The 22,740-nt window shown below is 72.5% G+C and carries 23 protein-coding genes and 1 pseudogene; 12 read left to right on the forward strand and 12 right to left on the reverse strand.

Annotated elements, in window-relative coordinates; all coding sequences use genetic code 11:
- The first annotated feature begins 41 nt into the window (after positions 1-41).
- Both xseA and E4P39_RS04810 read left to right on the forward strand, forming a co-directional pair.
- Positions 42-1,277, forward strand: coding sequence for an exodeoxyribonuclease VII large subunit (xseA, locus tag E4P39_RS04805; RefSeq protein ID WP_135135211.1), 1,236 nt, complete (start codon positions 42-44; stop codon positions 1,275-1,277).
- 151 nt (positions 1,278-1,428) lie between these two features.
- On the forward strand, positions 1,429-1,650 hold the full coding sequence (locus E4P39_RS04810; RefSeq protein ID WP_135135212.1) for an exodeoxyribonuclease VII small subunit: 222 nt from the start codon (positions 1,429-1,431) through the stop codon (positions 1,648-1,650).
- Between the two features lie 19 nt (positions 1,651-1,669).
- Here E4P39_RS04810 and E4P39_RS04815 read toward each other — a convergent pair whose 3' ends face one another.
- Both E4P39_RS04815 and E4P39_RS04820 read right to left on the reverse strand, forming a co-directional pair.
- A complete protein-coding gene (locus E4P39_RS04815; protein ID WP_135135213.1) occupies positions 1,670-1,912 on the reverse strand; it encodes a hypothetical protein in 243 nt (80 codons plus the stop codon).
- A gap of 236 nt (positions 1,913-2,148) precedes the next feature.
- Positions 2,149-2,766, reverse strand: coding sequence for a DUF4245 domain-containing protein (locus E4P39_RS04820; RefSeq protein WP_135135214.1), 618 nt, complete (start codon positions 2,764-2,766; stop codon positions 2,149-2,151).
- Positions 2,767-2,883: 117 nt separating this feature from the next.
- Between E4P39_RS04820 and glpX the strand changes: the two genes are divergently transcribed.
- A complete protein-coding gene (glpX, locus tag E4P39_RS04825) occupies positions 2,884-3,930 on the forward strand; it encodes a class II fructose-bisphosphatase (protein WP_135135215.1) in 1,047 nt (348 codons plus the stop codon).
- A gap of 115 nt (positions 3,931-4,045) precedes the next feature.
- Here the strand turns inward: glpX and E4P39_RS04830 are convergent, their stop codons facing one another.
- Entirely contained in the window at positions 4,046-4,675 is a 630-nt protein-coding gene (locus E4P39_RS04830) for a DUF1707 domain-containing protein (RefSeq protein ID WP_135135216.1), read from the reverse strand.
- Between the two features lie 195 nt (positions 4,676-4,870).
- Here E4P39_RS04830 and E4P39_RS04835 point away from each other — a divergent pair, with 195 nt between their 5' ends.
- The 4 genes from E4P39_RS04835 (at position 4,871) to E4P39_RS04850 (ending at position 10,165) form a co-directional block, all read left to right on the forward strand.
- Positions 4,871-6,289, forward strand: a complete 1,419-nt coding sequence (locus E4P39_RS04835) for a class II fumarate hydratase (protein WP_135135217.1) — start codon at positions 4,871-4,873, stop codon at positions 6,287-6,289.
- Between the two features lie 114 nt (positions 6,290-6,403).
- Positions 6,404-7,678, forward strand: a complete 1,275-nt coding sequence (locus E4P39_RS04840) for a citrate synthase (RefSeq protein ID WP_348633808.1) — start codon at positions 6,404-6,406, stop codon at positions 7,676-7,678.
- A 118-nt stretch (positions 7,679-7,796) separates the two neighbouring features.
- A complete protein-coding gene (locus E4P39_RS04845) occupies positions 7,797-7,988 on the forward strand; it encodes a hypothetical protein (protein ID WP_135135219.1) in 192 nt (63 codons plus the stop codon).
- A 170-nt stretch (positions 7,989-8,158) separates the two neighbouring features.
- Entirely contained in the window at positions 8,159-10,165 is a 2,007-nt protein-coding gene (locus E4P39_RS04850; RefSeq protein ID WP_245159639.1) for an NlpC/P60 family protein, read from the forward strand.
- Positions 10,166-10,240: 75 nt separating this feature from the next.
- Here E4P39_RS04850 and E4P39_RS04855 read toward each other — a convergent pair whose 3' ends face one another.
- From E4P39_RS04855 to E4P39_RS04895, 9 genes and pseudogenes are all read right to left on the reverse strand, one after another.
- Complete coding sequence (locus E4P39_RS04855) at positions 10,241-11,002, reverse strand: hypothetical protein (protein ID WP_135135220.1); 762 nt, start codon at positions 11,000-11,002, stop codon at positions 10,241-10,243.
- Entirely contained in the window at positions 11,002-11,346 is a 345-nt protein-coding gene (locus E4P39_RS04860) for a hypothetical protein (protein WP_135135221.1), read from the reverse strand. Before E4P39_RS04860 ends, E4P39_RS04855 begins: the two co-directional genes overlap by 1 nt.
- A gap of 569 nt (positions 11,347-11,915) precedes the next feature.
- Positions 11,916-13,019 (reverse strand): flagellar biosynthesis protein FliA, encoded by a 1,104-nt coding sequence (locus tag E4P39_RS04865; protein WP_135135222.1) that lies wholly within the window; start codon positions 13,017-13,019, stop codon positions 11,916-11,918.
- Positions 13,020-13,086: 67 nt separating this feature from the next.
- On the reverse strand, positions 13,087-13,569 hold the full coding sequence (locus E4P39_RS04870; RefSeq protein ID WP_135135223.1) for a hypothetical protein: 483 nt from the start codon (positions 13,567-13,569) through the stop codon (positions 13,087-13,089).
- Between the two features lie 389 nt (positions 13,570-13,958).
- Positions 13,959-14,132: pseudogene (csrA, locus tag E4P39_RS23305) on the reverse strand (carbon storage regulator CsrA); the annotation flags it as partial.
- Between the two features lie 96 nt (positions 14,133-14,228).
- Positions 14,229-14,675 carry a flagellar assembly protein FliW gene (locus E4P39_RS04880; RefSeq protein WP_135135224.1) on the reverse strand — a complete coding sequence of 149 codons (447 nt, stop codon included), beginning with the start codon at positions 14,673-14,675 and terminating at the stop codon, positions 14,229-14,231.
- Positions 14,676-14,724: 49 nt separating this feature from the next.
- Positions 14,725-15,612 carry a flagellar hook protein gene (locus tag E4P39_RS04885; RefSeq protein ID WP_135135225.1) on the reverse strand — a complete coding sequence of 296 codons (888 nt, stop codon included), beginning with the start codon at positions 15,610-15,612 and terminating at the stop codon, positions 14,725-14,727.
- A gap of 5 nt (positions 15,613-15,617) precedes the next feature.
- Positions 15,618-17,030 (reverse strand): flagellar hook-associated protein FlgK, encoded by a 1,413-nt coding sequence (flgK, locus tag E4P39_RS04890; protein ID WP_135135226.1) that lies wholly within the window; start codon positions 17,028-17,030, stop codon positions 15,618-15,620.
- A 73-nt stretch (positions 17,031-17,103) separates the two neighbouring features.
- On the reverse strand, positions 17,104-17,592 hold the full coding sequence (locus E4P39_RS04895; protein ID WP_135135227.1) for a flagellar protein FlgN: 489 nt from the start codon (positions 17,590-17,592) through the stop codon (positions 17,104-17,106).
- Positions 17,593-17,791: 199 nt separating this feature from the next.
- Here E4P39_RS04895 and E4P39_RS04900 point away from each other — a divergent pair, with 199 nt between their 5' ends.
- The 5 genes from E4P39_RS04900 to E4P39_RS04920 all read left to right on the forward strand — a co-directional run bounded on the left by E4P39_RS04900 (position 17,792) and on the right by E4P39_RS04920 (position 22,366).
- On the forward strand, positions 17,792-18,757 hold the full coding sequence (locus tag E4P39_RS04900; RefSeq protein ID WP_245159640.1) for a sigma-70 family RNA polymerase sigma factor: 966 nt from the start codon (positions 17,792-17,794) through the stop codon (positions 18,755-18,757).
- Positions 18,758-18,896: 139 nt separating this feature from the next.
- On the forward strand, positions 18,897-20,030 hold the full coding sequence (locus E4P39_RS23150; RefSeq protein ID WP_135135228.1) for a flagellin: 1,134 nt from the start codon (positions 18,897-18,899) through the stop codon (positions 20,028-20,030).
- A gap of 137 nt (positions 20,031-20,167) precedes the next feature.
- A complete protein-coding gene (fliD, locus tag E4P39_RS04910; protein WP_135135229.1) occupies positions 20,168-21,553 on the forward strand; it encodes a flagellar filament capping protein FliD in 1,386 nt (461 codons plus the stop codon).
- 61 nt (positions 21,554-21,614) lie between these two features.
- Positions 21,615-22,001 carry a flagellar export chaperone FliS gene (gene fliS / locus E4P39_RS04915; protein ID WP_135135230.1) on the forward strand — a complete coding sequence of 129 codons (387 nt, stop codon included), beginning with the start codon at positions 21,615-21,617 and terminating at the stop codon, positions 21,999-22,001.
- Entirely contained in the window at positions 21,998-22,366 is a 369-nt protein-coding gene (locus E4P39_RS04920; protein WP_135135231.1) for a hypothetical protein, read from the forward strand. Before fliS ends, E4P39_RS04920 begins: the two co-directional genes overlap by 4 nt.
- Positions 22,367-22,740 lie beyond the last annotated feature (374 nt).

Consider the following 22,740-nt stretch of genomic DNA (forward strand, 5'->3'; position numbering starts at 1 on the left):
GCTGATCCGACCCGTCGGGGGCTCGTGGCACGCTCGGGCCCGTGACGTCCCCTTCCTCCCCCGAGGCGCCGTGGCCGGTGCGCACGGTGGCCCGCAAGGTCGCCGACTGGATCGGCCGCCTCGGTGAGGTGTGGGTGGAGGGGCAGGTCGCTCAGCTCTCCCGGCGCGGCGGGGCGGCGACGGTCTTCCTGACGCTGCGGGACCCGGCGGCGGACATGTCGATCCCCGTCACGTGCCACCGTGACGTCGCCGAGCGACCCGGGCTGGAGCTGACCGAGGGCGCCCGCGTCGTCGTCCGCGCGCGGCCCGACTACTACGTCGCCCGGGGCTCCTTCTCGCTGCGCGCCACCGAGATCCGGGCGGTCGGCCTCGGCGAGCTGCTGGCCCGCATCGAGCGCATCCGGCAGCTGCTGGCCGCGGAGGGCCTCTTCGACGCCGTCCGCAAACGGCCGCTGCCCTTCGCCCCCGCCGTCGTCGGGGTGATCACCGGCCGGGACAGCGCCGCCGAGCGGGACGTCGTGGTCACGGCCCGCCGGCGGTGGCCCGCGGTCCGGTTCGAGATGCACAACTGCGCCGTGCAGGGCCCCATGGCGGCGGTCTCGGTGATCGAGGGCCTGCGGCGCCTGGACGCCGACCCGTCGGTCGAGGTCATCGTGGTGGCCCGCGGCGGCGGCTCCGTCGAGGACCTGCTGCCCTTCTCCGACGAGGGGCTGGTGCGGGCCATCGCCGCCTGCCGGACGCCGGTGGTCACCGCCGTCGGCCACGAGACCGACACCACCCTGGTCGACCACGTGGCCGACGTGCGGGCGGCCACCCCCACCGACGCGGCGCACCGCATCGTCCCGGAGATCGGTGAGCAGCGGCGGCTCGTGGACGGGATGCGCGCCCGCGCCCGAGCCCTGCTGACCGGCCGGATCGACCAGCAGGTCCGGTGGTTGGACTCGGTGCGTACCCGGCCGGTGCTCGCCTCGCCCGACCGCCTGCTGCACGGCCGCGAGGAGGACGTCCACGCCCTGCGCAGCCGCGCGCGGCGCACGCTCGTGCACCGCGTCGACGTCGCCGGGCGCGATCTCGAGCATGCCCGCGCCCGGGTCGCCGCCCTGTCCCCCGCCGCCACCCTGGAGCGGGGGTACGCCGTCGTCCAGCGGGCCGACGGCTCGCTCGTCCGGGACCCGGCCGAGGTCGGCGACGAGGAACGCCTGCAGGTACGGGTGGCGGGCGGCCGGCTGCCGGTGCGCGTGGACCGTGCTGCCGACCGGCAGGATGACCAGCCGTGAGCCGACAGGCGCGTGGGCATCGCAGCGAGGCGGCCGCTGACAGAGCGGGAGCATCGCGGCGAGGAACGAGCGAGGAGCGGACCGACCGCGGAAGCGGCCGACGACCCGAAGCGAGGAGCGGAGCGCTCCGCGGAAGCGAACCGAGGACATCGTGAGCAGCGAGAACGCCGAACCGACGACCACCTACGAGCAGGCGCGGGAGGAGCTGGCCGACGTCGTCCGCCGGCTGGAGTCCGGTGGCCTGACGCTGGAGGAGTCGCTCACCCTGTGGGAGCGCGGCGAGGAGCTCGCGAACCTGTGCCAGCACTGGCTCGACCGGGCACGCGAGCGGCTGGCCGCCGCCGCTCCGGCCGACGGCGCCGGGCGGGACTGACCCAGCGCCGTCGGCGGCGTCAGGCGGCCTGCCGCATCTCCCCGTCGGACGTGACCACGAGACCCGCGTCCGACAGCAGGGCGAGAACCCGGTCGGCCCGGAGGCGCAGCAGGCGGGAGATCTGCATGTCGGCGAGCCGGTGGTTGTTGACGTCGGGCGCGAGCGGGTCACCCGGGCCGTCGTAGAGGCAGCGCGCGAGGGCGTCGCGGACCTCGGGCCGCACCCGCGACCCCGGGCGCACGGGCGCCGGTCGCGACGGCACCCGGGTCACCATCCCGCAGGCACACGGACCGCCGGTGGCGGGGGGCCGGTGGTCCCCGCCCGGGGCAGAGAACGCGAGGAGGCATGGGGGCTCCTGGGAGGTGCGTGAGCGGCTCGCGGAACTGGTGGGAGCCAGTGTCCCGTCCGCGCGTGGACACGCGCGCCGCAACGGAATGTGATCAGCTCGTCACGTAGTCACACATTTGTAACAGCGGCGACAGCCCGTGCGCAAGACGGTCAGCCGGTGTACGGCTCCACCGCGGCCGCGACGGCCGCGAGCTCCTCGTCCGACGCCGACCCGGTCACCACGACGGTGATCCCGTCGGCCTCGCGGGAGAGAGCGGTCTCCTCCTTCTCGGTGGTCGACCGCGTCCACGTCTGCCCGCCGACGTCCAGGGTGCCCTGCTCCTCCGCGCCGTCCAGCACGGTGGCCAGCGGATCGGCCCGCGGGTCGTCGCTGACGACGAAGCCGGCGTACTCCTCCGAGGGCGTCAGGTAGCCGATCTGGAGCGTGACCGGGTCGCCCTCCCCCGCGTTCCCCGCGTCCGTGCGCGCGCTGGTGACCAGGTAGTCCTCGTCCAGCCCGGCCGGCAGGAGGAGCGGGTATCCGGCGCGCGCGGCGGCGAGCTGCACGGTGCTGGACGGGTCGACCGTCCGCACGCCCGCGTCCCCGCTCTGCCGGAACGTCGTCCACCAGACGATGACCAGGCAGATCAGCACCAGCGGCAGCATCGACCGCAGCATGTTCGCGGCGTTGAGCCGGTTGGCCCGCTCGATCGCGGGGTTGACCACCGGTGGGGGCGCGCCGTCTTCCGGGCTGTGCGGTCGCTGACTCGTCGGGCCGACTCCGGTCATGCACCTAGGATCGCAGGAGAGCTCTCGCACCCCGCCGCCCAGCGCCTGCGCGGCCACCCCGCCGGCCCCGCCGGCGGCAGCGGCCGGTCGCCGGGGCTGGCCCCACCAGGAGGTCCCGTGTCGCTGCCCGTTCCTGAAGGCCCGCTCCGGTCCAGCGGCTTCCGCGCCGATCGCCCGGCGCCCGACCGCAACCTCGCCCTCGACCTGGTGCGGGTCACCGAGGCGGGCGCCATGGCCGCGGGCCGCTGGGTCGGCCGCGGTGACAAGAACGGCGGCGACGGCGCCGCGGTCGACGCGATGCGAGCGCTCATCGGCACCGTGAGCATGAAGGGCGTCGTCGTCATCGGCGAGGGCGAGAAGGACGAAGCGCCCATGCTCTACAACGGTGAACAGGTGGGCGACGGCCACGGCCCGGAGTGCGACGTCGCCGTCGACCCCGTCGACGGCACCACCCTGATGGCCAAGGGCATGCCCAACGCGATCGCCGTCATGGCCGTGGCCGACCGCGGCGCGATGTACGACCCGTCGGCCGTCTTCTACATGGAGAAGCTGGCGACCGGCCCCGCCGCCGCCGACGTCGTCGACATCACCGCCCCCGCCGGCGAGAACATCCGGCGCATCGCCAAGGCGAAGAAGAGCTCCGTCGGTGACGTGACGGTCTGCATCCTCGACCGCCCGCGCCACGAGCAGCTGGTGCAGGAGGTCCGCGAGGCCGGCGCCCGCATCAAGTTCATCACCGACGGCGACGTCGCCGGCGCGATCGCCGCCGCGCGCGAGGGCACCGGCGTCGATCTGCTGCTCGGGATCGGCGGCACCCCGGAGGGGATCATCGCCGCCTGCGCCCTCAAGTGCATGGGCGGTGCGCTGCAGGGCAAGCTCTGGCCGAAGGACGACGAGGAGCGGCAGAAGGCCCTCGACGCCGGCCACGACCTCGAGCGCGTGCTGCACATCGACGACCTCGTCCGCGGCGACGTCTTCTTCGTCGCCACCGGCATCACCGACGGCGAGCTGCTGCGCGGGGTGCAGTACCGGTCCGGCGGGTGCACCACGCAGTCGCTGGTCATGCGGTCGAAGTCGGGCACCATCCGGTCGATCGACAGCCTGCACTCCCTGGAGAAGCTGCGCGCCTACTCGGCCGTCCCCTTCGACCGCAACGAGCAATAACACTGCGATCCTCCGGATCGCACCGCGGCCACGTGCCGTCCCGGCCTAGCTGAGCCGCTGCGTCACGCCTGCCCGGGACCCTCCGGGCCCCACTCGGCGCGACACTGCGCGGCCTTCACCGCACCTCCGGCCGCCGCTGGGCCAGGCGCTCGAGCAGCGCCGCCCAGCGGCTCGCCGACTCCCCCGGTGCCAGGCTGCGGAGCCGGAGGTCGCCGAAGATCGCCCTCGCGTGGACGACGACCAGCGGCGTGCCCGCCAGTCGCTGCACGGGGGCCAGCTGCACCTTGCGATCGCCGAACACCGTGCGGCCGTGCAGCTCGGCGTCGACCCCCTCGGCGACGATCACGTCGATGTCGCCGAAGACGGTGCTGAGGTGGAGGTCGATCCGGTCGGCTCCCGTGCGCAGGCCGCGCAGGTCGATCCGGATGTCGCCGAAGACGGTGCCCGCCCGCTGCGGAGGCGTGGTCGCGACCGCCAGCCTGATGTCGCCGAAGACGCTCGACACCTCCTCCGCCGGCCGCTGACCGACGATCTCCACCGGCCGCGGTGCGTTCGCGGGCAGGTCGGCGACGAGCAGGTCGAGCTCGGCGCGGGTGACGGCGGCGTAGGCCGCGTCGGCGCGCTGGCCGAACTCGTCGAGGTCGATCCGCCCCTCACCCACCGCTGTCTGCAGACGCGTGACGATCGCCTCGCGGTCGGCATCGGAGGCGCGGACGGCCGGGGCGTTGTCCTGGTCGTCGGGCACGTCTCGGACCGTAGTCGACCGGAAGCCCCGGACGGCTGCGCTACGCACCGGCCCGACTGCACCAGGCAAGGGCCCGTGCCGCTTCCCCCGATTCCCGTAGTCGCCGGTCCACGGGGAGGGGTCCGTGCCCTCGCAACCCGCGATCTAGGGTCGCTCCCGAAGCACTGTCACCTTTCACACCACCGGGAGCGCAGCGTGGCCGCACAGCAGGACGGCGCACGGCAGGACGGCGATCAGTACCGCATCGAGCACGACTCCATGGGCGAGGTCCGCGTGCCGGCCTGGGCGAAGTGGCGGGCCCAGACGCAGCGCGCCGTCGAGAACTTCCCGATCTCCGGCACACCCATCGAGCGTGAGCTCATCGGCGCGCTCGCCTCGATCAAGGGCGCGGCAGCGGCGGTCAACGCCGATCTCGGCGTCCTCGACGCAGACATCGCCCGCGCCGTCACCGACGCCGCCGCCACCGTGGCCCGCGGCGACTGGGACGAGCACTTCCCGATCGACGTCTTCCAGACCGGGTCCGGGACGTCGAGCAACATGAACACCAACGAGGTCATCGCCACGCTGGCGACCGAGGCGCTCGGCAAGCCGGTGCACCCGAACGACCACGTGAACGCCTCGCAGTCGTCCAACGACGTCTTCCCGTCGGCGATCCACGTCGCGGCCACCGGGGCCATCGTCCGCGACCTGATCCCCGCGCTGCGGCACCTCGAGGCCTCGCTCTCACGCAAGGCCGAGGAGTTCGCGACCGTCGTCAAGAGCGGGCGCACGCACCTCATGGACGCCACCCCGGTCACCCTGGGCCAGGAGTTCGGCGGCTACGCCGCCGCGATCCGCTACGGGGTCGAGCGGCTCCAGGCCTCGCTCCCCCGCATCGGCGAGCTCCCGCTCGGCGGGACGGCGGTGGGCACCGGCATCAACACCCCGCCCGGGTTCGCCGCCGCGATCATCGAGAGGCTGGCCGCCGACCTCGACCTCCCGCTCAGCGAAGCCCGCGACCACTTCGAGGCGCAGAGCTCCCGCGACGGCCTGGTCGAGGCGTCGGGCCAGCTGAAGACGATCGCCGTCGGCCTAGTGAAGATCGCCAACGACCTGCGCTGGATGGGCTCGGGCCCGCGCACCGGACTGGGCGAGATCTTCCTGCCCGACCTCCAGCCCGGCAGCTCGATCATGCCGGGCAAGGTCAACCCGGTCATCCCGGAGGCGACGATCCAGGTGGCCGCGCAGGTCATCGGCAACGACGCCGCCGTCACCTTCGCCGGGACGACGGGCAACTTCGAGCTCAACGTGACCCTGCCCCTGATGGCCCGCAACGTGCTGGAGTCCATCCGGCTGCTGGCCAACGTCAGCCGGATCCTGGCCGACCGCACGGTCGACGGGATCACCGCCAACGTGGAGCGCTGCCGGGAGCTGGCCGAGTCCTCGCCGTCCATCGTCACGCCGCTGAACAAGTACATCGGCTACGAGGAGGCGGCGATCGTGGCCAAGCAGTCGCTCAAGGAGCAGAAGACGATCCGCCAGGTGGTCGTGGAGCGCGGCTACGTCGCCGACGGGAAGCTCACCGAGCAGCAGCTCGACGAGGCTCTCGACGTCCTCTCGATGACCCACCCCTGACGCCGCCGGAGGCCGGGGAGCAGTGGAACGGGCTCCCCGGCCTCCGGCCGTACCGCCTGGGGGAGCATCGCCGGGCCGGGCACAGTAGCGTGCCCCTCCGTGAGCGAGACAGACATAGCCCTGCGCTACCCCGGTGGAGAACTGCCCCTGCCCGTCGTCAAGGCAACGGAGGGAGCCGACGGCTTCGACACGAGCAAGCTGCTGTCCACGACCGGCAAGGTCGCCCTCGACATCGGCTTCGTCAACACTGCGTCGTGCACCTCGGAGATCACCTACATCGACGGTGACGCCGGGATCCTGCGCTACCGCGGCTATCCGATCGACCAGCTGGCCGAGAAGTCCAGCTTCCTCGAGGTCACCTACCTGCTGATCTACGGCGAACTGCCGACGGCCGACCAGCTGGGAGAGTTCGACCAGCGCATCCGCCGGCACACGCTGCTGCACGAGGACCTGAAGATGTTCTTCAACGGGTTCCCGCGCGACGCGCACCCGATGCCGGTGCTCTCCTCGGCGGTCAGCGCCCTCTCGACCTTCTACCAGGACTCCCTGGATCCCTTCGACGAGCAGCAGGTGGAGATCTCCACCCTCCGCCTGCTCGCGAAGTTGCCCACGATCGCCGCCTACGCCTACAAGAAGTCGGTCGGGCAGCCGTTCCTGTACCCGGACAACTCGTGCGGCCTGGTCGAGAACTTCCTGCGGATGACGTTCGGTTTCCCCGCCGAGCCGTACGAGCAGGACCCGGACCTGGTCAAGGCCCTGGACATGCTCTTCATCCTCCACGCGGACCACGAGCAGAACTGCTCGACGTCCACCGTCCGGCTCGTCGGCTCATCGCACGCCAACCTCTTCGCCTCCGTGTCGGCAGGGATCAACGCGCTGTTCGGTCCCCTGCACGGCGGTGCGAACCAGTCGGTGCTCGAGATGCTCGAGTCGATCCAGGCCGACGGCGGCGACATCCCGCGCTTCGTCGAACGGGTGAAGAACAAGGAGCCCGGCGTCAAGCTGATGGGCTTCGGACACCGTGTCTACAAGAACTACGACCCGCGCGCGGCGATCGTGAAATCGACGGCGGACGCCGTCCTCGACAAGCTCGGCGGCAACAACCAGCTGCTCGACCTGGCCCGCCAGCTGGAGGAGATCGCTCTCAAGGACGACTACTTCATCCAGCGCAAGCTCTATCCGAACGTGGACTTCTACACCGGCCTCATCTACCGGGCCATGGGCTTCCCGACCCGGATGTTCACGGTCCTGTTCGCCATCGGCCGGCTCCCCGGCTGGATCGCCCAGTGGCGCGAGATGATCGCCGACCCGAGCACCAAGATCGGCCGTCCGCGGCAGCTCTACACGGGGGCGACCGAGCGGAACTACGTCGACCTCTCCGCTCGCTGACCGCACCGCCGAGCCGGGCCGGGTAGCTCTTCCGTTCGAGGAGAGCCACCCGGCCCGTCCGCGTCTCCCGCCCGGCCCCCTACGGTGGATGCGCCCGCGCATACCTGGAGGTCCACCGATGGTCGAGCCGCCCGGCGAGGACGTCCTCGTCGTGCCACCGATCCCGCTGGCGACGGGGCGGCTGCTGGAGCCCGAGGACGACGGCCCTCCGGTGCGGGTCACCGCCCTCGAGCTGGTCATCTCCACGGAGGACGGCGAGCAGCTGCGCATCCCCCTGGTCCACCGCCACGGTGCCTGGTGGGCGCCCTAGAAGCCGGTCCGGATCCGCCCGGCGAAATTCATCCTCACCCGGAGGGGTGAGGTCCGCCCATGAGGCTTTCAGACACCCCCCTCAGCGCGTCGATACGAGGTCGAACGCTCCGCTGCACCCGCAGCCGGAGCCCGCCACGTAGGCCGACGAGACCGCCGGGGGACGCTGCAGTGCCAGCTACACGCACTCCCTCGCGCTCGACCACGTCCGGGAGCCGGACCTCGGCCACCGGCCGTGGTCGGAAGCCCGGCCGGCCCGTCCTCAGCGCCGCCGAGCTGCAGGCGCTGCGCGAGGCGCTCGCCCTCCGACAGACGCTCGCCGCGGGCCAGACCCTCACGCCCGAGCAGTCGGCCGCCCTCCGGGTCGCCACCGCCGCTGCGACGCGCACGCGCCCGGCCGGCACGGACACCGCTCGCCGGGCCGCTCGGCGCACGCCCGCGCGGAAGTCCGCCACCAAGGCACGCCGGGCCGCCAAGGCCGAGCGCGCGGCGACGCCCCGCACCGGCGGTCGGTGGTCGACCCGCCTGCGCGTGATCGCCCTGAGCACCGTGCTGCTGCCCGCCGTCGCCACCCTGGCACTCCCCGGCGCTGAGGACGGCGCTCCGGGCGGCGGCCCGCTCGACGTCACCGCCCTCGCGCTCACCACGCAGAGCTCGCTGCTCGAATCCGCCGGCGAGTACCGCCGACTCGAGCAGGAGGCCGCGACGCGGGGCACCGAACTCGAGCAGGCCCGGGCGGCCCATCGGGCAGCGGTGGCCCAGGTCGCCGCCGACCAGCAGGTCGTCGGGCAGAGCGCAGCCGGCCTGTACCGGGCCGCGGCCGACGTCCGCTATCCCCTGCTCGGCGTCACGGTCCACGACGGCGCCGCCACGTCCGCGGCCCTCTACCGGCAGGCGCTCGCGGAGCGCTCCGGCCGGCTGGTCGAGGGCGCGGTGGTCCGCGCCGAGCGCGCCGGAACCAGCCTCGAGGCCGCAGCCGGCCGGGTGGCGGAGGCGCAGGCCGCCGTCGACGCCGCGACCCGAGAGGCCGCGAGCGTCCTGGCCGCCGTCCGCGAGCGGGTCGGGGAGCTCGACACCGACGTGACCAGCCGACTCGCCGGACTGGGCGTTCTCCCGGCCGCGAACGCCCAGCAGGAGCGCAACACCCAGGCCATGACGCGCTGGCAGTCCTACCTCGGTCAGCTGACGGCGGCGGGCATCGAGCCGCCGCCGGCCGCGGAGCTCAGCGACCCCGCCGACCTCCCCTCCGGCCTGTCCCCCGCGCTCGACGCCGCAGGGTCCACGGTGCCTGGGGTCGCCTGGGCGGTCATCGGCAGCACGCCGGTGACCGTGCTGCCGGCCGAGACGGTGGCGGCGGTCAGCGCGGCGCTGTCCCAGCTGGGCAAGCCCTTCGTGCCCGGCACCAGCGGGCCGGAGACCTACGACTGCGGCGGCTTCACTGCGGCGGCGTGGCTCCTGGCCGGCCACGCGGTGCCCACGACCCCGCAGGACCAGTGGGCCACCGGGACCCCGGTGCCGCTGGCGGACGTGCAGATCGGTGACCTGGTCTTCGCGCCCGGCGGGCAGGACGTCGGCATCTATCTCGGTGAGGGCGACGTCCTCGGCGCCTCCGCCCGCTCGTACCAGGTGGGGGTCGGCACACTGGCGGCCGGTTCGTCGGCCACGCGCGTCGTCCTGCCTGCACCTGCGGAGCCCAACGCCGCCCTTCCCCCCGGTGGCGACAGGGGGGCGTGCGGCGCCGACCTGCCCGTCCCGGGGAAGGCCAGCCCGGCGTGGGGCGGCTGGGCGAACGGCCAGATCCCGGTGGAGACCCTGTGCGCGCTCGGCGTGAACCGCCACGCGCTGCGGTGCGACGCCGCGGCGTCCTACGCCCAGCTGAACACCGCCTACGAGGCGACCTTCGGCGCCCCGCTGTGCATCACCGACTCCTACCGGTCCCTCGGCGGGCAGAAGGCGGCCTTCTCGCTGAAGCCGGCACTGGCCGCCGTTCCCGGCACGTCCAACCACGGCTGGGCGCTGGCGGTCGACCTCTGCGGAGGCATCAACATCGCCGGCTCCGCGCAGTGGACCTGGATGACGATCAACGCCGGTCGCTTCGGGTTCGTGCAGCCGGACTGGGCCGGCCCCACCGGCGAGAAGCCGGAGCCGTGGCACTGGGAGTACGGCTACATCTCCTGACCGAGGTTCCCCGCTTTCGGTACCGAAAGCGGCGGCCCGGGTCCGCGCTTTCGGTACCGGAAGCGGGTGCTGCGATCAGATCCAGGGGAGGTCGGCGAGGGCACGCCAGGGCAGCGTCACGCTGGCCTCGGTCGTCTCCCCCGCCAGCCGGGCGGCGATCCCCGGCCCCGCGCACGCCACCGGACGGTGCGGCGTCACCACGACGTGCATGTCCGGCAGGTCCAGGCCCGCGACCCCGATCCGGTCGAGCATCCGCTCGGGAGCCACCAGCGCGGCGGTCGCCAGCACCGGTAGGTCGGGGTGGGTCCAGAGCGCCACCGGCCCCTCGACCCGCAGCTCCAGGACGACGTCGTGTGCCCGACCGGTCGCGCTCGACCGGGTCCGGTGGACGACCGGCGCACCCGAGGCGGCCAGGGGCGTCCAGGGCAGCGCCAGCTCGCCCCGGCGGACGACGACGCGCCAGCCGACCGCGGTCTGATCGCGATCCCGCCAGTCGAGGACGGCGATCCCGGAAGCCGCCGCGGCGGCATCGGTCACCGGGCGATGGGCCACCCAGGACGACAGCGCCGCGGAGATGCCCGCGCGGGTCGGGACGACGCCCGCGCGGGTCATGTCGTCGGCCAGCTCGTCGAGGTGCACGCGCACGCGTCGCTCGTCCTCCTCGAGGACGACGACCGACGCCGAGCCGGACCGCTGCACCATGTCCAGTCGCAGTCCCGGGGTGGACAGGACGGGCAGGACGGCGGAGGCGACCTCGCGGAGGTCGGCGACGCCGATCCGGGCCGGGCGCAGTCGTTGCAGCAGGCCGGCCGACGATCCCCCGAACCGGTTGTCCATCAGGCCCCCGCCCCACCGAGCAGGGCGCGCAGCGCGGCCGGCAACGTGGGCAGGTCCAGCACACTCGTCAGCTCCGCGGCGCTCAGCCGCACGGGCAGCACGTCCTGACCCCAGCCCGTCGCGAGGCGCACCCGGGCCGCCGACGCGGGCCAGACCGCGTCCCGCGCGGCCGCCACGTGCAGCTCGGTCAGGACGTCCTCGAGATGGAACGCGGCCAGCGGGTGCACCATGCGTCCGGCGAGAGCCTCGCGGACCGCCTCCGCCAGTTGCTCGCGGTCGGTCCCGGCGAGCCAGTGCGGAACGAGGACCTCGGGGCCGGACGCGCCGGCCGGAGCCGCGGTCACGGGCGACCCAGGTGGACGACCGACATGGCCCGCTCCCCTGCTCCACGTGCCACGGCTCCTGCGGAGCGGCGGCTGCACGGGCGGGGCGTCACGAGGTGGATATCGGCAGCGCGGGACCCCGATGGACCCGTCCGGCCAGAATTAGCCACCCGCACCCGGCACCCGCACCCGGCACACCGGCGTGGCGCCGGGGCGCCGCTGAGGCGCCCAGGCGCCCGGGCCGCTGAAGGTCATCGGGCCGGTGACAGGCAGAAGGGCCCCGACGCGCATCGCGGGTGATGGCCGGCACACCGCGCAGGACGTACAGGTCTCGACCGACCCGAGCATCGGTCGGGTCGATCGACCCAGCCAGCCGCGCGGACACCGCGAAGGGGCGCACGGCCCCTCCGATCGCCCGGAACAGCGACGCGGACAGCTCCGGGCGCCGGCACCATGCCGGAGCACACCGCGACGCGGGCCCCCGGCCACGCCCGCGGTCGACGCCGGCAGCGCTGCTGGTCCACGGAAAGGTCCCGTCAGGAACGGGACGCGGGCGTCGTCGCCCGGGACGTGCGAGGAACCTGCGGCCGCTAGTCGGCCAGCTCGGCGAGCCTGGTCTTGAGGGCCTGCTCGACCCGGTCGGCGTAGACGTTCATGTTCCGGACCGACGTGTTGAGGTCGGCCGACAGCTGCGTCTTCGTCTGCCCGCCCCAGGTCGTCAGGTACCAGGTGGCCCAGCCCAGGACGTTCGGCTGGCCGGCCCGCTGGTCCGGCCGCGCCGACGGGTCGGGCGCGCAGGCAGCGGTGAGGGCGTGGGAGAGCAGGGTCTGCTCGGCCTCACCCATGATCTCGTCCGGCGCCTCCGAGGAGTCCGGGAGGAGGATCTCGGTCGCGTCCGGGCCGCCGTCGAGGGACTGCAGGTTGCGCAGCCCGTTGAGGGTCGCCACGGTCTGGGAGTTGCGGCGCAGCGTGGCCACGCTCTGCCCCATGTAGGCCGCGAGCTCCTTCTCGCTCGGCCGGCGCTGGTGCTCGGCGATGAAGGCCGCGATCGCCTTCTGCTGCTTGTGCTCGGTGTCGGCGGCGGTGCGCCCGTGGGCATTGCGGCCCAGGTCGTGCACCCACTTGGACAACTGCGTCGCCAGGAAGGCGCCGAACGGGACCGACTTCGTCTCGTCGTATGTGCTGACCGCCTTGAGCACCCACTCGTACACCTGCTGGCCCAGATCGTCCGGGTCGGGCAGGTGCAGCCGGATCGTGCTCATGTTGCGCTGCAGCCGCTTGAGGCTGATCGGGCCGTAGTGCCGGCACAGGTCGCCCAGGAAGTCCGCGGGCAGGTCCCGCGGGGCGCGACGCCGGACGTCGGTCTCGGCCCGCAGCCCGATGGTCGAGCTCCCGTGCCGCGCGGCCCAGGCCTTCACCCAGTCGGCCAGCACCGCCGCCGAACCGCACACGCCGTCCACCCGGTAGAGACCGTCGCCCTGGTCGTAGCTGACCGTGACGCCGTCCGGGAGCTCGGCCCGGAACTCCGCCAGCGGGAGTTCGTGGTCCACCCGGAAGTGCACGCGGTCCCGCGGGGTGATGGGCGCGAGCACCCACCCCTCCGCCTCGGGGATGCCGCCGAACACGAGCGGCTGACGGACGCGGGGACGGTCATCGATGACGGTAGAGGTCGACGAAGAAAAGGAATCGGACACCGGTACTCCTGGGCACTACGGGGAAGGAGGGCCTCGGGGAAGGAGGCCCGGAAGTGTCGGGAGGCCGTCAGGCCGAGATGCGCTCGTCGGGCGAGGGAACGCGGGGCGCGGGGATCGACGCGGGGTCCGCGGGGATGCCCTCGAGGACGTCGGCGGCACTCGCGCCGTTCGCGGCCTGCTCCAGGAGGACCGCCGCCGCAGCGCGCTCCGCCCCGCTGGGCTCGGCGGTGTAGACGGGCATGTGGTCGTACAGGCTGGTGAAGACGGCACTGACGAAGGCGTAGGCCGCCTGCGCCTGGGGGGAGAACTTGGCGACGGCGGTGCGCGGGCCGAGGTCGACACCGACGGTCACGCGGACCACCCGGTCGTCCTTGCTCAGGCCCGTCACGGCGAAGGAGACCTCCTCGTGCTCGGCGGCCAGGGCCGCGAGCGCGGTGAGGCACTTCCGGGTGGCGCCACGACGCGGCCGGAGCTGGACGTGGACCACCACGGACTCCTGCTCGCTGCCGAGTTCGACGGCAGCCTGTGCGTTGGATGCACTGCGTTGCATGTTGATCGCCCCCTGTCACTTGCTTGAGGGGAAATCTGCCTCATCCATCGGCAACGAGGGGCACAAGACTCGCCGTGTCATACGCAGGTATGGGCACTTACTTAGGCACTTGTTGCCCGTGTCGCTTCGCCAGCCGACACGGAGCCCGCGCGCGAGGCAATCTCTGCCAAAGCGCGCCGCGCCCCACTGGTCAGCACTGTCAGGCGGAGCCCCGCGCCGGCCCCGTCATCGGTCGGAACCCGTGCCGGTGCGGCCGCTCGTCACGCCTCGGGTGGCGTCGTCGGAGCGTCACCCGCCGGCTGCGCCGACTCCGGCGCGGCCGCCTCCTCCGCGGCGGCGGACGGTGCGAACGCCGCCAGCGCGCCGAGGCTGTCGGCGGTCACCTGGGCGGCCAGCAGGTTGGCCTCGGCGATCTGCCGGTAGACCTCTTCCCGGTGGATCGCGACTTCCCGGGGGGCCTTGAAGCCCAGCCGGACGGTGCCGCCCCGGACCTCGACGACGTGGACCTCGATGTCGTCACCGATGCGGATCGTCTCGCCGACGCTGCGGGTGAGCGTGAGCATGGGTTACCCCTCCATGGGTTTCGTGATGGCCATCCGTGGCGTGCCCGAGCGAGCGGGCGGGCGGCGGCTGCCCGTGTGGCAGCGCCGCCGGAGTGGTTATCGGCGGAGCGGCCTCCTGATGGGATGCCTGCCGTCCGCGAGGACGACCTGTCGGGCCTGGGACGTGACGGGGTTGACCACCACCGGGGCGCGGAGGTTGGCGGTCGCCGCGGTGATGTCGCCGTCCGGCACCGTGACGAGGCAGTAGAGCTCCGCCTCGCCCACCTCGCTCATGCCCAGCTCCGCGCAGGCCCCGGGGGGCACGGCCGGCGCGTAGTCGGGGAAGTAGGGCGCCGCCGGCACGGCGAGGAACCGTGGGCCGTCCGGCGCCACGGACTGGAGCCAGAAGACACGGCCGGAAGGGTCCGCGGCCACGAGGACGTAGGCGCGGTGCCCCGGGAAACCGGGCAGCGGCTCGGCCAGCGCGAGGGCGCGTACCGGGGCCGGCGTCGCCGTGGGCGCGGCCGGCCGGTCGGGCAGGGTCGCGGTCGGGGACGGCGTCATGCGGGCAGCCTCCTCGGCCGACGGGACAGGGGGACGGGTCGGTGGGACATCAGCGCAGGTAGTCCAGGAGCGACGGCTGGATCGCCTTGGCAGTAGCCGCGAGCGCGGCCTCGTAACCCACCTGCTGCATCTGGAGCCGCATGATCGTGTTCGGCAGGTCGATGTCCTCGGTCTCGGCGAGCTGCGAGCTCAGCGCGATGCCGCGGTCGAAGTTGACCTGGTCGAGCGTCTCGACGCGGGAGGCGCGGGTGCCGACGTCCGCGACCGCCGCCCCCATCTGGTTCATGATCGCGTCGAGGTCCGCCAGGTGCGCGTCGAGGGCCCCCGGGGTGCCGAGGACCAGGTCCTTGGCGATGCTGTCGACGATCTTGAACAGGTCCTTGGCCGGCGGGCCGAAGGCCTCCGGGCCGGTGAGGTCCACCCGGATCTTCTCGGTGTCGGAGACCCGCCGGGTCACCGGGGTGCCGTCCTGACCGGCCCAGTCGCCGGTGGCGGGGTCGTAGGCCTTCCCACCGGAGGTGATCCCCCCGAACAGCGGCCGCCCCTGGATCTGCAGGTTCGCGGTCGAGAGGAGCCCCTCCCGCAGCGACGCGACCTCGGTGGCCAGGGCCTCCTGGGCGACGCCCGGCTGCGCGCCCTCGTTCAGCCCCTGGACCGTCAGGTCGCGCACCCGCCGGGTGGCGTTGAGCATGGTCTGCAGCGCCGAGTCGGTCTGCTCCAGCCAGCTGCGGGCATCGGTGATGTTCCGCGACTGCTGGGCGACGGCCGCCTGGTCGCCGCGGGTCTGCATCGCCCGGTTGGTGCCGGTCGGCGAGTCGGACGGCGCACTGATGAGCCGGCCGGAGGTGAGCTGCTGCTGCAGCTTGCCGACGGCGTCGAGGTTGCGGTTGAGCCCCTGGAGGCTGGTGAGCGCGACGGCGCGCTGAGTGATCCTCATTCAGCTCAGCGCCCCACGAGCCCGGTGCGGTTGATCAGGACGTCGAGCGTCTGGTCGATCGCGGTGACGAGCCGGCCGGCCGCCGCGTACGCGTGCTGGAACGACAGCATGTTGGTCATCTCCTCGTCGATGTTGACGCCGGCCACGGACTCGCGGGCCGCGTCGACCTGCGTCGTGATCACCTGCTGGATGCCGAGATTCCGCCCGGTCACCGCCCCCTGGACGCCCAGCTCGACGATCATCGCGCGGTACTTGGCGTCCGGGCCGGTGGTCGAGAGCCGGAGCTGGCCGATGGCGTCGGCGTTGCCGCTGTCGAGAGCGGGCTTGGGCGGGACGCCGGACGGGGCCACCGCGGAGGCCGCCACCAGGCGCTTGTCGGTGATGAGCACGCTGATCGAACCCGCGGTGAGCGGCCCGGCAGAGGGCCCGAGGATGTCGACTCCCGGGTTCCCGTCCAGGTCGTAGCCGTCGCCGTGGGCGGTGTTCAGCGCCGTCGCCAGGTTGTTCGCGAAGGTGTCGAGCTCCGCCCGGGAGCCCGGGATGATCACGTTCAGCGCGTGCAGCTGACCGGCCGCCGTCCCGCCCGTCCGGACCCCGAAGCCACCGGCGTCCGTGATGAGGCGGGGCGGGTCGGCCGCGACGGTGTCGGGGTTCAGGGAGCCGGCGACCTTGAGTGCGCTCGCCGTGTTCCCCGTGACCAGCGCCATCCCGCCGACCACGACGTCGAGCATCCCGTCGTCGGCGGGACGGACGACGGCGCCCAGCTGTTCGGCCAGCTTCATGATCAGCACGTCACGCTGGTCGGTCAGGTCGTTGGCCGGCGTGCCCGCCTGGGTCGCGCGCTGGATCGCCCCGTTCAGCAGGGCCACCGACTCCGCGGCCTTGTTCGCGTCGGAGACCAGGACCTGCAGGTTCTCGCGCGTCTGCTTCCACTGTGTGCCCATGGAGGCGTGACTGAACTGGAGCCCGCCGACCAGCGTCTTCAGGGTCTCCAGCACCTGCCCGCGGCTGGCGAGCTCGTGCGGACCGTTGTCGACGTCGCCCCAGGCGCTCCACATCTCGGACATGAGGCTCTGGATGCCGGTGTCCCCCGGCTCGCGGAAGGCCGACTCGACCTGGACATAGGCATCGGCCTCGGCGGTCAGCCGGGCGATGTTGGCGTGCTCGGTGTGGCCGCGGCCCTCCAGGAAGGCGTCGCGGATGCGGGTGACCCCCTCCGCGCTCACCCCCGCCCCGATGCCGGGGCTGGTCGAGTAGAAGGCGGGCACCGGGCTGCCGCCGATGGCCTGCAGGTCCGCGCGCTGCCGGGAGTAGCCCTCGGTGTTGACGTTGGCGATGTTCTGCCCCGTCACGTCGAGTGCCCGGCGCTGCGACCAGAGCGCGGTCGTCGCCGCGTTGAGGCCGGAGAAGGTGCTCACTTGCTTTCCTCGCTAGCGCTCGTCAGCTGCGTTCGCAGGGCTCCGTCGTCCATCGGTGAACTCGCACGCTCGTTCACAGCGCCCCGTCCAGGGTGACGGCGCGGTGCGAGCCGTCATCGGTGTTACGGCCGGTGGCGCCGTAGGTGCCGGCCGAGGGGGATCGCACGGAGAGCAGTGCGTCCCCGATCGCGGCCAGGCCGCCCTCGATCAGCTCACGGTTGGCGTCGGACAGGCTGCGCAGGTCGGTGACCAGGACGAGCAGCGCCTCGTGGTGCTTGGCGAGCAGGTCGTTCCACGGGGACGGCGCGGCCTCGGCGAGCTGACGCAGGGAGGGGTTGGCGCCGACACCCAGCCGGACGGCGAGGGCCTCGGTCGCTGCCGCGCGCTCCACCTCGAGCGTGCGGAGCTGGTCGAGGACCACCTCGATCTCGTGGGCGATGCGGGCCAGCCAGCGGGTCTTCCCCGTGAGGATCAGGTACTGCTTCTCCTCGGCCTTGAACAGCAGCAGGTCAAGGAGCTCCTGCTCCCGCCACAGCAACGTCGACAGGTGCTGGTAGTCCACGTGTCCACCGCCTTCCGTCGTCTCGCTCCGTGATCTCGCCGGCAGGTCTTCCCTGCTCAGGGGAGATTCTTCGTCGAGCTGCCATCGGCACCGCGCGGCGAGGCCTCAAGCCGAAGCCCTCAACTCGGCCCTCAAGTTGGGGAGGAAATGTGCGCAAGCGTGGTGCGACGCGCGCCTGGGCCCGCCGAGAAGAAGGAACGTGAGCCCAGCCAGCGCCCTCGTGAATGCGCGCCCCCTGCGGAAGCCCTCAGCGGCCGAGCAGACGCCGCGCGAACGGTCGCAATCCGGCCGGCACTCCCCGCGCGGCCGGTCGCAGCAGCAGATCGACGCGCTGGTGACCGAGCATCTCCCGCTCGCCTCCTTCGCGGTCAACGCCGTCGCCGCCCGCATCTCCCTGCCCAGCCACGTCAGTCGCGAGGACCTGCTCTCCTGCGCCCACGTGGCGCTCGTCGAGGTGGCGAAGCGGTTCGACCCGACGGCCGGCGCCTCGTTCGCCACCTATGCCCTCGCCCGGCTGCAGGGCGCGGTGCTCGACGAGCTCCGGTCCGGCGACTGGGCCAGCCGCTCGGTGCGGGCCGCCGCCCGCCGCACCGACGCGGCCGCCGATGCGCTGACGATCTCCCTCGGCCGCCCACCGACGCGGGAGGAGCTCGCCGCGAGCCTCGGCGTCCCCCGCAGCGACCTCGACAGCCTCCAGGTCGACGTCCACCGCGCCGTCATGATCAGCATCGACGCCGAGTCCGGTGCCGACGGGACGTCGCTGGACCTCCCGGACACCGGGGAGTCCCCCGAGCGCGCCGTCCTCCGGGGCGAACGGGCCCGCTACCTGCTCGAGGCCATCCGGGCACTGCCGGACCGTCTGGACGAGGTGGTCGAGCGCAATTTCTTCGGTGACGAATCACTGACCGACATCGCGGAGGACCTCGGCGTCACCCTCTCGCGGGTCTCGCAGATGCGCGCGCGTGCCCTCACGCTCCTGCACGCCGCGATGAGCGAGGTGTGGGAGGGCACGGCGGTGCCGGCCGACGGTGGTGTCCGCGCCCGGAACCAGCAGCGCAGCTACGTCGACCGGGTCGCCGGCCGCTCCCCCATGCCCGGCGGCGTCCCCCGGCAACGCACGAACTGGCCGACACCCGGCCGGAGAGCGACCTCGCAACCCGCTTGAGTGACGGCCGGCGAAAAAGAGCTTCGATTCGCCTCAAGTCACAGCCGCCCCACGCCGTAATCAGCAGTGCGACACCAGCACGGCCCGCAGCACGGATGCAGCGGGAATCCCAGTAAGACCCCTTCCAAGGAGGAACATCATGGGTCTGCGCGTCAACACCAACATCGCGGCGCTCAACGCTTACCGCAACCTGTCCGTCACCGACGGCCAGATGGGCAAGTCGCTGGAGAAGCTCTCCTCCGGCTTCCGCATCAACCGCGCTGCCGATGACGCAGCCGGTCTGGCCATCTCTGAGGGCCTCCGCTCTCAGATCGGTGGTCTGAAGGTCGCCGTCCGCAACACCCAGGACGGCATCTCGGTCGTGCAGACCGCTGAAGGTGCACTCACGGAGACCACCTCCATCCTCCAGCGCATGCGTGACCTGTCGGTCCAGGCGTCGAACGACGGTGGCCTGAACGGCGATGCCAAGACCAACATCCAGTCGGAGATCACCCAGCTCAAGTCCGAGCTGGACCGGATCGCCACCAAGACCACCTTCAACGGCAAGGCGCTGCTCGACGGCACCTTCTCCGCGAAGTTCCAGGTCGGCGCCAACGCCGGCGAGAACATCAGTGTCGCTGTCGGCACCTCGATGTCCTCGACCGGTCTGGCCGTCAACACCGTCGATGTCACGGCCTTCGGAGCCTCGGAGACCGCTGCCACCGGCACGTACGACTTCGACGCGGGCGCTGCGCCGACGGCTCTCACCGTCATCTACAAGGGCAGCACCCACACCATCGACACGACCGGCTGGGACACCGGCGCCACGGCTGTGTCGGCGGAGAAGAACCAGGCGCTCATCCAGAAGCAGTTCGACACGAAGCTGAGCGGCACCGGTCTCAACGCCAAGGTCAACTCCTTCGGTGGCGTGGTCATCAACGGGCCGGTCGGCATGGCGGACGGCGAGGTGACCGGCACGCTGACCACGACCTACGCAGCGGCCGGCGGCTCGAGCGGTGCCGAGAGCGCCATCGGCGCGATCGACCTCGCGATCAAGACGGTCTCCACCACGCGCGCCAACCTCGGTGCCGTGCAGAACCGGTTCGACCACACCATCAACAACCTCAACGTCACGGTGGAGAACCTCACCGCGTCGGAGAGCCGCATCCGCGACGCCGACATGGCGCAGGAGATGGTCCAGTTCACCCGGAACCAGATCCTGTCCCAGGCCGGTACCGCGATGCTCGCGCAGGCCAACCAGGCCTCGCAGGGTGTCCTGTCGCTGCTCCGCTGACCCCCGGCCGCCTAGCGGCCTGATGTCACGGAACGGCTGAGGCAACTCAGCAGTACCCCGGGTGAGGGGGGAGGCCCTCGGGCCTCCCCCCTCACTCACACCCGGCCCCACCCACCCCAGTACCGGAGGCAGAACCCATGACGATGAGCGTCGGCGGCCTGATCTCGGGTATGGACACCAGCTCCCTCGTCAGCCAGCTGCTCCAGGCCGAGGCGGCTCCGCAGACGGCCCTCAAGAGCCGGCTGACCAAGACCCAGACGGCGGCGTCGGCCTACCGCACCGTCAACACCACGATGGCCGCCGTCCGCGCCGCCGCCGAATCGCTCACCGCCACGAGCATCACGAGCGCGCGGACCGCCGCCAGCTCCAACCCGAACGTCACCGCGAGCGCGTCGGCTGCGGCCACGAAGGGCAGCAAGGTCACCTTCACGGTGACGGCCCTGGCCAGCACGCACACCCTCGCCACGTCAGCCGCGTGGACCGCTCCCGGCGACGACGTGACCCTGCACGGCCCGGACTGGCCCATCACGATCTACGACGCCGCGAAGAACGTGGCCCTCGGCACGGTCTCCCTCCCCGCCGCCCCCGCCGTCACCAGCCTCGCGGACGCGGCGAAGGCGATCAACACCGCCAACCTCGGGGTGAGCGCCGCGGTGCTCAGCACCTCCGACGGGTACAAGCTCCAGCTCACCAGCGCCAAGGGCGGCGAGGCCGGCGCCCTGCGGATCGTCGGCGCGGACGAGGACCCGCTCACCGGGGGGGCGCACTTCCTGGAGACGTCGCCCGCGAAGGACGCGACCCTCGACCTCGGCGGCGGTCAGATCGCGAAGTCGGGCACCAACACCTTCGCCGAGCTCCTCACCGGCCTGTCGGTCACCGTCTCCACGGCGGACACCAAGCCGGCCACCGTGACGGTGGGCAGCGACCCCGCCGGGGTCGCGACCAAGGTGCAGGCACTCGTGGACGCGGTCAACTCCGCGCTGACCAACGTGAAGACCTACAGCTCCAACGCCCCCGGCAGCACGGCCACACTGAAGGGCGACTTCTCCCTGAGCAGCCTGGCCGGCGAGATGCTCCAGGCCGTGTCGAGCGCCGTCGGGGCGGACGGGTCGCCCGCCAAGGTCGGCTTCCAGTTGACCAAGGACGGGAAGATCACCTTCGACAAGGCGAAGTTCACCGCGGCGCTGGAGGCCACGCCCGAACTGGCGCAGCGCATGATCGGCGGCACGCCGGCCGTTACCGGCCCGCCGGCCGTGGCCGCCGTCCCCGGCGTCGCGACCCGGCTCTTCGACGTCGCCAAGGCCGCCTCGGACAGCACCACCGGGTCGCTCGTGGCTCTCGCCAACGGCAAGGACTCACTCGTCAAGGACCTCCAGGGTCGCATCGACTCCTGGGATCTCCGCCTCGCCAAGCGCAAGGAGATGCTGAACCGCCAGTTCTCCGCCATGGAGACGGCGCTGAGCTCACTGAAGAACCAGTCCACGTGGCTGGCCGGGCAGATCAACTCGCTGCCGACCGGCTGACCCGGGCCACGCCTCCCCCACAGGCCCAGCACACCCTCTCTCAGCTCCAGGAGTTCTCCCGATGAGTGCCGCTTCCCTCCGCGCCCGCTACCTCGGCGACGCAGTCGCCACGAGCTCGCCGCAGCAGGTCCTGGTCATGCTCTACGACCGGCTGGCCCTCGACCTGGAGCGCGCGCAGAAGGCCGCGGCGGCCGGCGAGCGGGAGAGCGCGAGCGACCAGCTGCTGCACGCGCAGGACATCGTGCTGGAGCTGCTGTCGAGCCTGCAGGTCGACGCCTGGGAAGGCGGACCCCGGCTGGCCGCGCTCTACAACTGGCTGATCAGCGAGCTGGTCCAGGCCAACATCAAGCTGGACACCAACCGCATCTCCGCCTGCCGTCAGGTGGTCGAGCCGCTGCGTGACGCGTGGCGGCAGGCCGCAGCCTCGCTGGCCGGCAGTCCGTCATGACCGACCCCCGTCCGTTCGACGGCGCGGGCGCCGGGAGCCGGCCGCCCGCTCCGGTGAACTGGGCGGTCGTCCTGGACCACCTCGAGGGAGAGGTCCTGGCGGCCGAGGAGACGTTAGCGCAGGGCCGGGCCGAGGAGATCGCCACCTGGGGCCGTCGAGCCGACGAGTGGCTCCCCCCGTCGAGCCTCGGCGTCCTGCCGGCCGACCTGCGCGAGCGCGCCGCGCGACTGCTGCAGCACCAGCTGGCCGTCGCGGAGGCCCTGATCGAGCGCATCACCCAGTCGCAGCGCCAGCGCGACGTCGCGGCGCGGATGTCCTACGGGCCGCTGCGCCCGGTGCCGTCCTACATCGACCGCGCCCTCTAGACCCGCGCGTTCCGCGTCCTCCGAGCCCGGCGTCGCGTGCCCTCTCCGGGGCGCGTGACGGCCGGGCTCATTGCCGTGCGCCGGCAGGGTCCCGGCCCGGCCCACTCGCCCCCGGTCGTTGTGACATGTCGCGGTAGCGAGCCACCCGTGAGCGGGATCGTGCACGGAATCCGCCAACTCGTGGACCCCTTCCGCCGCTCGAGGCCTCCCGGAACACCGTTCGTCACACGGGCCCCGTGAACATCTTCTGACCACTCGCTTCCCTCCCGCGGGCGACATGTGGTCAACCGTGAAGTGCCGGGTGCCGATGAGGCAAGAGCACGGACAGCACCACTTCGCCACGGATCGGCGGACCCCGCACTCGCTCGCGAGTG

This window comes from Blastococcus sp. CT_GayMR19 (assembly GCF_004570385.1).
Taxonomy (GTDB): Bacteria; Actinomycetota; Actinomycetes; order Mycobacteriales; family Geodermatophilaceae; genus Blastococcus_B.

Excerpts from the sequence above, each read along its gene's own strand:
- E4P39_RS04820 (WP_135135214.1), bottom strand. The coding sequence starts at position 2,766 with ATGACCGGAGTCGGCCCGACGAGTCAGCGACCGCACAGCCCGGAAGAC.
- E4P39_RS04845 (WP_135135219.1), top strand. The coding sequence starts at position 7,797 with ATGGTCGAGCCGCCCGGCGAGGACGTCCTCGTCGTGCCACCGATCCCG.
- E4P39_RS04855 (WP_135135220.1), bottom strand. The coding sequence starts at position 11,002 with ATGGACAACCGGTTCGGGGGATCGTCGGCCGGCCTGCTGCAACGACTG.
- E4P39_RS04870 (WP_135135223.1), bottom strand. The coding sequence starts at position 13,569 with ATGCAACGCAGTGCATCCAACGCACAGGCTGCCGTCGAACTCGGCAGC.
- E4P39_RS04880 (WP_135135224.1), bottom strand. The coding sequence starts at position 14,675 with ATGACGCCGTCCCCGACCGCGACCCTGCCCGACCGGCCGGCCGCGCCC.
- E4P39_RS04885 (WP_135135225.1), bottom strand. The coding sequence starts at position 15,612 with ATGAGGATCACTCAGCGCGCCGTCGCGCTCACCAGCCTCCAGGGGCTC.
- E4P39_RS23150 (WP_135135228.1), top strand. The coding sequence starts at position 18,897 with ATGGGTCTGCGCGTCAACACCAACATCGCGGCGCTCAACGCTTACCGC.
- fliD (WP_135135229.1), top strand. The coding sequence starts at position 20,168 with ATGACGATGAGCGTCGGCGGCCTGATCTCGGGTATGGACACCAGCTCC.
- fliS (WP_135135230.1), top strand. The coding sequence starts at position 21,615 with ATGAGTGCCGCTTCCCTCCGCGCCCGCTACCTCGGCGACGCAGTCGCC.
- E4P39_RS04920 (WP_135135231.1), top strand. The coding sequence starts at position 21,998 with ATGACCGACCCCCGTCCGTTCGACGGCGCGGGCGCCGGGAGCCGGCCG.